This window comes from Olleya sp. 1-3 (assembly GCF_002836085.1).
GTDB classification, from domain to species: Bacteria; Bacteroidota; Bacteroidia; order Flavobacteriales; family Flavobacteriaceae; genus Olleya; species Olleya namhaensis.
Window position 1 is genome coordinate 1 of the sequence record NZ_PJBW01000042.1, and the last position, 385, is coordinate 385.

General features: G+C 32.2%; 1 pseudogene. It reads left to right on the forward strand.

The window, feature by feature from the left end:
* Positions 1-246, forward strand: a pseudogene (locus CXF54_RS12975) (DNA-binding protein); the annotation flags it as partial.
* Positions 247-385 lie beyond the last annotated feature (139 nt).

The following is a 385-nucleotide window of genomic DNA, read 5'->3' on the forward strand; positions in this document are numbered from 1 at the left end:
ATGGGTATGAGTAAAAACGATGAGATTAAAAAGCTAAAGGAGAAGATTGAAGAACTTGAGTTTCAAAAAGACTTCCAACAGGACATTATCGCTGATATGGAACTTATTACAGGAGTCGATATGTCAAAAAAGTCACTACCCAAAACATTAGCAAAAGAGATAGAGTTAAAGAAGAAAAACCGTTTAAAAGAAAATGGCTCTATGGATGTTTTGGGATATCTAAACAAGCCTACTACAAAAGACTAAGAACGCATCAGAAAAAAGAAATAGATCATCAAAAAATGATCAAAATGGTTAAAGACTACCGTAAAAAAGTAGGCTCTAAAACTGGTGGAATAAAACTACACAATGAGTTAAAGAAAGACTTTATTAACGCTAGTATCAA